Consider the following 7260-nt stretch of genomic DNA (forward strand, 5'->3'; position numbering starts at 1 on the left):
CCCGACTGGCCAGCCGATGCAACCCAGGGTCGCCGAGGCCATCGTGTTGGCGGTGCCCGTGTTGGGGGCGATCTTGCGCAGGTGGTCGGTGGCGGCGGTCAGCTCCTTGAGGGAGTTGTAGCGCGGCCAGTCGGTGCATTCCGTTACGCCTGTGGCTTGGTCGGGGTAGCGGCCGCCGCGTGCGGGCACGAAGCCGGAGGCGTCGCCCTTGGCTGCCTTGCGGATCGCCTGCGCCAGCGTGGGCCAGCCCGGGGTGCCCTGCCGGGCCATGGCCAGGGCGAAGGACTGCAGGTCGCGGGCCTTGTAGGCCACGTTGGCCGTGGTGGTGGGGATCGGCGTGCGGTCGGCCTGGGCGATCAGCTTGCGCCAGAGGCTGGGCACGTCCTTGCAGTCGTTGGTGGCGCACCAGGTGAAGAAGCGCTGCATGAACTGCTCGTTGGACTTGGCCATCGCCGCCAGCTCGCTGGGCCAGTCGGCGGCGCTGTGGCTCCACGTGCCGTCGAGGACCATCGTGCGGATCTGGCCGGGGAAGAGGCGAGCATAGTCTTGGCCGTAGAAGCCGGCGTAGGAGGCGCCGTAGTAGTTGAGCTTGTCGCCGCCCAATGCCTTCCTGATCGCCTCCATGTCTCTGGCCTGGTCTGCCGAGGTCATGTTGGCGAACAGCTCGGGATCTTTGAGGCGGCAGGCCTCGGCGTAGCCGCGGTTGGCGTCGGAGAGGCGGCCGAGGTCGGCGTCGTCCTTCGGGACGTCGGGGATCGGGACGCGGGTCCAGGAGCACTGGAGGCCGGTGCTTAGGCCCCGGAACTGCTCGCCGTAGCCGCGGGTGTCCCACGTGACGATGTCCATGCGTTTACGGAGACTGCTCCACCAGTCGGGGGCGGACTGCGTGATGGCGATGCCGGGACCGCCAGGGCCGCCGTAGGCCACCAGGACCGAGCCTTCAGAGGTGCTGCCGGTGGCCTTCAGCCGGCCCAGCTTCAGGGTGATCTTGCGGCCCTCGGGCTTTTTCCAGTCGACGGGCACCTGGAGGTCGGTGCACTCCATGCCGATCTTGTCGCCGGGGCAGGGTTGCCAGTCTTGCTCGTCGGTGGTGTTGGTGTTGGTGCTGGTGTTGGCGGTAGTTGGGGTGGTCTTCGCGGCCGCTGGTGGTGGTGAGGTGGAGGGGCCGGCGCCGCCTACGGACAGGAGCAGGGTTGCCGTCAGGGTGGTGGCTGTGGTGATGAGGGGGTTCGGCATGGCGTCAGGATTTCGGAGGGGAGGGCTGGATCGCGTCGGACCAGGGTTTGGTCTTTGAGGGGTGGGAGTCCTACCAGGGGTTGTCAGACCGAGATCGTTTCCAGGTGTCTGGGCAGGTCCCTGGGCTCTTGAGGGTCCCTGGGCTCTTTATGGTCCGTGGGCTCTTCGTGGTCCGTCCCGTGGGCTCTTGTGGTCTATCCGCTCTTGAACTTCCGCTGGGCTCTTGAAGGTCTCTGGGCTTCTGAGGTTCGGGCACTTTGGGGTTCGGGGACTCCGGGTTTGGGGGTTCGGGACTCGTGGGTCTATGGAGCTGCAGGTGGTGATCTGTGGAGGCTGTGTCCTCCTTGGGTTGTGCGGTCCCGGGTTGGGTTGGGCTCGGTGGGTTCCGGTTGCTTTGGTCGGGGGTTCGGCGGTTCCGGTTGCGTCGACGTGTGGGACCGAGGGGCGGCGGGGCCGATTTCGTGGGGTCCGCGTTCTGTGGGTTCGGGCTGCGTGGGGTGGTCCGCGTTCCGGGGGCCTGCCGGGTTGAGGTGCGGGGTTAGGTCAGTGGGGGTGTTGGGGCCGGGGCTGGGCTCGGTGGTCGGCCTGTGCCGTGCCTGCGGGCCGGGAAATGGGTCTTGTGGCCGTGGTGCTGGATCGGCAGCATTGACGACGTGACCAAGTGGCAGTGGGCATGGGAGGGTGCGCTCGGCGTCATCGCTGTGCTGGCCGTCGGTACGGTCCTCGTCACCGCACCTGTCCAGCACCTGGTCAACATCCTGGCCCTGGCCGCGCCCGTCGGCCTGGCCGCCGTGGCGTTGTCCCTGTCGTTGCGCACCGGCACGCCCAACCTCGCGGTGGGCGCGGCCTCCGCCCTGTCCGGTGCGCTCATGGCCTGGGCGGCGGTCGAGCTCGAATTACCGCTGGCCACCGGGGTGCTGCTCGTGCTGGTGCTCGCCGCGTTCGCCGGGCTGGTTCTGGGGGCGTTCACGGTGCTGCTGGGCGCGCCCTCATGGGCGGTGACGCTCGCCGCCGCGGTGGTCTTCGAGGCGCTCCTGGTCATGCTCACAGGAGGCAGCGTGATCGTCCTGCCCAGCGTGCCGTCGTACCCGCCTGGTGCGGTCTTCGCGGTGTTCGCCGTCCTGTCGGTGGCGGGCGGGGCGTTGTGGCTGAACCGGAATGTTCGCGAACGGCTGAGCAAGGGGTGGGCGGGCGGTCTCGTCGGGTTGGCCGGGTCGAGCGCGGTCGCCGCCTTGGCCGGGTTCGCCCTCTTGGTGCGCTTAGGGGCGGCGCAGCCGGGTGGTCAGGGGTTGTCCACGGTCGTGTTCGCACTCGCCGCCGTGGTGCTCGGAGGCACCAGTCTGAACGGCGAGCGCGGGGCGGTGACGGGCACCCTGCTCAGCGTGCTGATCCTGGCCGTCGTGCAGGGGCAGCTCGCCCTCATGAACTTCCCGTCGTGGGTCTACACGCTGGTGCTGGGGGCCGTCGTCGCGCTGGGGCTGACCGTGTCGCGGCTCCTCGACGCCTTGCGTGCATAACGGCGATCAGCCCCGCGCGTGCGTACGGTGATCGGCCCGCTGCGTGCTTACGGCGATCAGTCGCGCAGCATGTGCACGCTGATCAGCCGTAAGGCGTGCGGGTGGTCAGCCGCACAACGTGTGTACGGTGACCACCCCGGCGCGTGCGTACCGTGGTCAGGCCAGTGCGCGCTTCAGGAAGTCCACCTGGAGCAGCAGCAGGTTCTCCGCCACGACCTCCTGCGGCGTCATGTGGGTCACGCCCGAGAGCGGCAGCACGTTGTGCTGGCGCCCGGCCGCGAGCAGGGCCGACGACAGCCGCAGCGTGTGTGCGGCCACCACGTTGTCGTCCGCGAGCCCATGAATCAGCAGCAGCGGCCGTTCGAGCTTGGGCGCGTCGGCGAACAACGAGGAGTTCTCGTACACCTCGGGCTGCTCGTCCGGATGGCCCAGGTATCGCTCGGTGTAGCACGTGTCGTACAGCCGCCAGTCCGTCACCGGCGCCCCCGCCACCGCGGCGTGGAACACGTCCGGCCGCCGCAGCACCGCGAGCGCGGCCAGGAACCCGCCAAACGACCAGCCGCGAATGGCCACCTTCGTCAGGTCCAGATCGTCCGGATACTGCTCGGCCACCCCCTGCAGGGCGTCGATCTGGTCCTCCAGCGCCGGGGTCGCCAGGTCGTTGAGCACGGCCCGCTCGAAGTCGGTGCCCCGCCCGGGGGTGCCGCGTCCGTCGGCCACGATCACCGCGAACCCCTGCTCGGCGAACCACTGGCTCTCCAGGAACGCGCCGCGCCGGTTGAGCACGCGCTGCGCGTGCGGGCCGCCGTACGGGTCCATGAGGACGGGCAGCTTGCGCGAGCCCGGCTCGTGCCACGAGGGCAGCACCACGGCGGTGGCCAGCTCGCGGTGGCCCGAACGGCCGATCGAGACCCGCAGGTCGAGGCCGGGCCGCTCGGCGAACGACGGGATCGGCACCGCCATGCCGTCGCGCCGCACGACCGTGGTGGACACGCCCTCGGCGTCGATGCTCTGCTCGGTCAGTACGCCGACACCTCCCGACATCCGCCCCGAGAACACCCCGGAACGGGTCGAGACCGGCAGCAGCGAATGCCCGTCCCATGTCCACAAATGAATTTCGGTCGGGTCGCCGCTGGCGCTGAACAGCACGCTGTCGTGATCGACGTCGAGCACCGCCCGCACCTGCAGCGTGGGCGGGGTGACCGCGCGGTCGCCCACGAACAGCCGGTGGCCCCCGTCCGCGTTGGCCACCCAGACCAGCGATCCGTCGTCGAGGTGCGCGGGAACGCCGCCCACGATGTCCACCCAGGCGGGATCGGTGTCCTCGCGCACGAGCGTGGCCGCGCCGGTCGCCGGGTCGACGGTGAACAGCCGCATCGTCTTCTGGTCGCGGGTCAGCGTCACGATCGACAGCGCGTGGGAGTCCCAGGCCGCCGTCGCGAGGTATTCCTCCACGTACGGCACCGCGACCCGCGACCCGTCCAGCCCCAGCACGAACAGCTCGGTGATCGCGTTGGGCGTGCCCGCGGCCGGGTAGCGCTGAGCCGTGGCCGGCCGGTCGGGATTGGCCGGGTCGGCGATGTGCCAGACGCGCACCGGCGCCTCGTCCGCGCGCTCGACCAGCAGGGCGTCGCTCGACGGCGCCCACCAGTAGCCGCGCATCCGGTCCATCTCCTCCGCGGCGATGAACTCGGCCAGCCCGTACGTCACCGTCTCCGACTCCGGCGTGGCCAGCGCGCGGTCATCGCCGGTGACGAGGTCGTGCACCCGCAGGGCGCCGCCGGTGACGTAGGCGACATGTCGCCCGTCGGGGGAGATGCGGGGATCGATGACCGCGCCAGGCGTGTCGAGGCGCTGGGTCTGGCCGCTCGCCAGGTCCACGACGTACAGGCCGCCGGACAGCGCGAAACAGGCCCTGGCCAGGGTGGAGTCGGGCGCGTACGCGACCACGCCCCCCGCCGACTCGCGGCTGCGCTCGCGCCTGGCCCGCTCCTCGGGCGGCAGGTTCTCGTCGTCGGCCAGCAGCTCGTGCGGATCGACGACCAGGCGTTCGACGTGGGTCTCCGTGTCGAGCTCCCACAGACAGGTGACCGGATCAGTGCCCGACTTCGTGCGCAGGAAGACCACCCGGCCGCCGTCCGGGGAGATCGTGAAGCCCCTGGGCACCCCGAGGGTGAACCGGCGGGTCCTTGCCGACAGTCGAGGGAAGCTCTCACTCATAGGGCCAATCCTGCCAGGAACGAGCCATTGTTACGCTCATGGCTATGACTGATCGCCGGCTCCTGCTCGTACACGCCCACCCGGACGACGAGACGATCGGCACCGGTGCGACCATGGCCAAATATGTCGCCGAGGGAGCCCACGTCACGCTGGTGACGTGCACGCTGGGGGAGGAGGGGGAGATCATCCCCCAGGACCTCGCCCACCTGGCCGCCGACCAGGACGACGCGCTCGGCCCGTACCGGATCGGCGAGCTCGACGCCGCCTGCGACGCGCTCGGCGTCGAGGATCACCGCTTCCTGGGCTCCCCGGGCCGCTGGCGCGACTCCGGGATGATGGGCGTCGCCTCCAACGACCACCCCCGCGCGTTCTGGCGCGCCGACCTCGACGAGGCGGCGGGCGAGCTGGTCAAGGTCATCCGGGAGGTACGCCCCCAGGTGCTCGTCACGTACGACGACAACGGCTTCTACGGCCATCCCGATCACATCCAGGCGCACCGGGTTTCGCGCAGAGCGTTCGAGCTGGCCGCGAAACCGGGCTTCGGCGAGGGCGAGCCCTGGCAGATCGCGAAGTTCTACCACACGGCCATCCCCAGGTCCGGCATGCGCCGCACGGCGGAGGCCCTGCGCGAGGCCGGCACCGGTTTCCTGATCGAGGACGTGGACGACATGCCGTTCGGCAGCCTCGACGAGGACATCACCACCGAGATCGACGCGCGCCCGTGGATCGGCAACAAGACCGAGGCCATGCGCGCGCACGCGACGCAGATCATCGTGGACGGCCCGTGGTTCGCCCTGTCCAACACCATCGGGCAGGAGGTGCTGGGCATCGAGCACTACACCCTGGCCATCGGGGTGCCAGGCCCGCCGGTGCCGGGTCCGCCGGTCGAGCTGGGCGGTCTGGGCGAGCCGTACGACCGCGAGAACGATCTCTTCGCGGGCATCCACTAACCTCGTTCGACATGGAACATCGCAGCCAGGCCGAGTCGGCGCTGGGCGGGGCGGCGTACGGCATGCTGTTCGTGCTCGGGGTCGTCATGGGCGTCGTGGGCGGGTTCACGCATCCCGCGTGGCAGATCGGGCCGATCCCGGCTGCGGCGATCGCGTGGGTGGTGGCGCTGTTCGCGGTGTGCCTGGGGGCGGGCAAACTGATGCACGGCCGGCTCGGGGTGACCGTGACGGCGATCGGGTGGCTGCTGGTGACGATGCCGTTCACGCTGCAGCTGGGGTCCGGGGATCTCGTGATCGCGGAGGGCGCCCCTGGATACACCTACTTGTACGGGGGGCTGGGGGCTCTTGTGGCGGCCTATGCGCTCGCGCCCGCGTCGAGCTCGGGGTCATGGCTTTTGCGTGGGTACGCTCCAAAGAACCCGACTTAGAGGCATAAAGTAACTTCGTGCATTCGATAGAGCGGCATGTGGACCCGGGAAACTACCGTAAGGTCGTCGGCCGCTTCGCCACCGGAGTCGCGATCGTCACGACCAGGCTGGGCGACGTCGATCACGCGATGACGGTCAACTCCTTCACCTCGGTCTCGCTCGATCCGCTGCTCGTGCTGTTCTGCGCGGAGAAGGTGGCCCGCTTCCACGACGCGGTGCTGGAATCGGGGCTGTGGGGGGTCTCGGTGCTGCCTGCCACGATGGAGGACGCCTCGCGGTTCTTCGCGCACCGGGGGCGGCCGCTGAACGGGCAGCTCGCCCGGTGGCCGCATCATCGGGGGGAGTCGGGGATGGCGTTGTTCGACGACGCGATCGCCACCGTGGAGTGCGCCACCACGGCCGTGCACGACGGCGGGGACCACTCGATCGTGGTGGGCGAGGTCACCGGGCTGGACACGCCGTCGGAGGGCGTGCCGCTCGTCTACCACGAGGGCCGCTACAAGACGCTCTAGTTTCTCCCCGGCTGCGAGCTCTCTCCCCGCTGCGAGGTTTCTCCCTGCTTCGGGCGGAGTGAGCCGGGCCACTGCTCGGGTGGTGCTCGGTGTGATCGGGCATGAGCCGGGCCGGGCGCTCGGTGGCGCCCGGCCCGGTCATCGATGTGCTCCCGACGCTGTTACTGGGCGGGAACGCTCGTGGTTTCCGACGGCGTGGTGCTCGGGACGCTGGTGTCGGTCGGCGTCGCCGTGTCGGTCGGGGTGTCGGTCGGGACGTCCGTGGGGACCTCGGTGGGCGTCTCCGACGGTGGCGGACAGGTCGGGATCTCGGTGGGAGTCACCGTCGGCGACACAGTGTCAGTCGGCGTGTCAGTCGGCACGTCTGTCGGTGTGTCGGTCGGGGTGACCGTGGGGG

General features: G+C 70.0%; 7 protein-coding genes. 5 read left to right on the plus strand and 2 right to left on the minus strand.

Translation table 11 applies throughout. The annotated features are described in order from the left end of the window. Window positions 1–1236 (minus strand): alpha/beta fold hydrolase (locus ETD85_RS58480; protein WP_138698446.1); only part of this gene is annotated, 1236 nt, incomplete at its 3' end. A gap of 653 nt (window positions 1237–1889) precedes the next feature. Here ETD85_RS58480 and ETD85_RS58485 point away from each other — a divergent pair. Next, the gene (locus tag ETD85_RS58485) at window positions 1890–2753 is read left to right on the plus strand and encodes an ABC transporter permease (protein ID WP_170247432.1); all 864 of its coding nucleotides are present in this window, start codon (window positions 1890–1892) and stop codon (window positions 2751–2753) included. A gap of 156 nt (window positions 2754–2909) precedes the next feature. On the opposite strand, the gene ETD85_RS58490 is transcribed toward ETD85_RS58485, so the two are convergent. Next, window positions 2910–4973 carry a S9 family peptidase gene (locus ETD85_RS58490; protein ID WP_138698448.1) on the minus strand — a complete coding sequence of 688 codons (2064 nt, stop codon included), beginning with the start codon at window positions 4971–4973 and terminating at the stop codon, window positions 2910–2912. Window positions 4974–5017: 44 nt separating this feature from the next. Here ETD85_RS58490 and mshB point away from each other — a divergent pair, with 44 nt between their 5' ends. The 4 genes from mshB to ETD85_RS65280 form a co-directional block, all read left to right on the plus strand. Next, the gene (gene mshB, locus ETD85_RS58495; RefSeq protein WP_138698449.1) at window positions 5018–5923 is read left to right on the plus strand and encodes an N-acetyl-1-D-myo-inositol-2-amino-2-deoxy-alpha-D-glucopyranoside deacetylase; all 906 of its coding nucleotides are present in this window, start codon (window positions 5018–5020) and stop codon (window positions 5921–5923) included. A gap of 11 nt (window positions 5924–5934) precedes the next feature. Further along, entirely contained in the window at window positions 5935–6351 is a 417-nt protein-coding gene (locus ETD85_RS58500) for a DUF6113 family protein (protein ID WP_138698450.1), read from the plus strand. Between the two features lie 17 nt (window positions 6352–6368). Beyond that, the gene (locus ETD85_RS58505) at window positions 6369–6863 is read left to right on the plus strand and encodes a flavin reductase family protein (protein ID WP_240780113.1); all 495 of its coding nucleotides are present in this window, start codon (window positions 6369–6371) and stop codon (window positions 6861–6863) included. A gap of 180 nt (window positions 6864–7043) precedes the next feature. Then, window positions 7044–7260: hypothetical protein (locus ETD85_RS65280; RefSeq protein WP_206059560.1), on the plus strand; the 217-nt coding region annotated here is incomplete at its 3' end.

Origin of the sequence: Nonomuraea zeae, assembly GCF_005889725.1 — a bacterium.
Taxonomy (GTDB): domain Bacteria; phylum Actinomycetota; class Actinomycetes; order Streptosporangiales; family Streptosporangiaceae; genus Nonomuraea; species Nonomuraea zeae.

Excerpts from the sequence above, each read along its gene's own strand:
- ETD85_RS58490 (WP_138698448.1), bottom strand. The coding sequence starts at position 4,973 with ATGAGTGAGAGCTTCCCTCGACTGTCGGCAAGGACCCGCCGGTTCACC.
- mshB (WP_138698449.1), top strand. The coding sequence starts at position 5,018 with ATGACTGATCGCCGGCTCCTGCTCGTACACGCCCACCCGGACGACGAG.
- ETD85_RS58500 (WP_138698450.1), top strand. The coding sequence starts at position 5,935 with ATGGAACATCGCAGCCAGGCCGAGTCGGCGCTGGGCGGGGCGGCGTAC.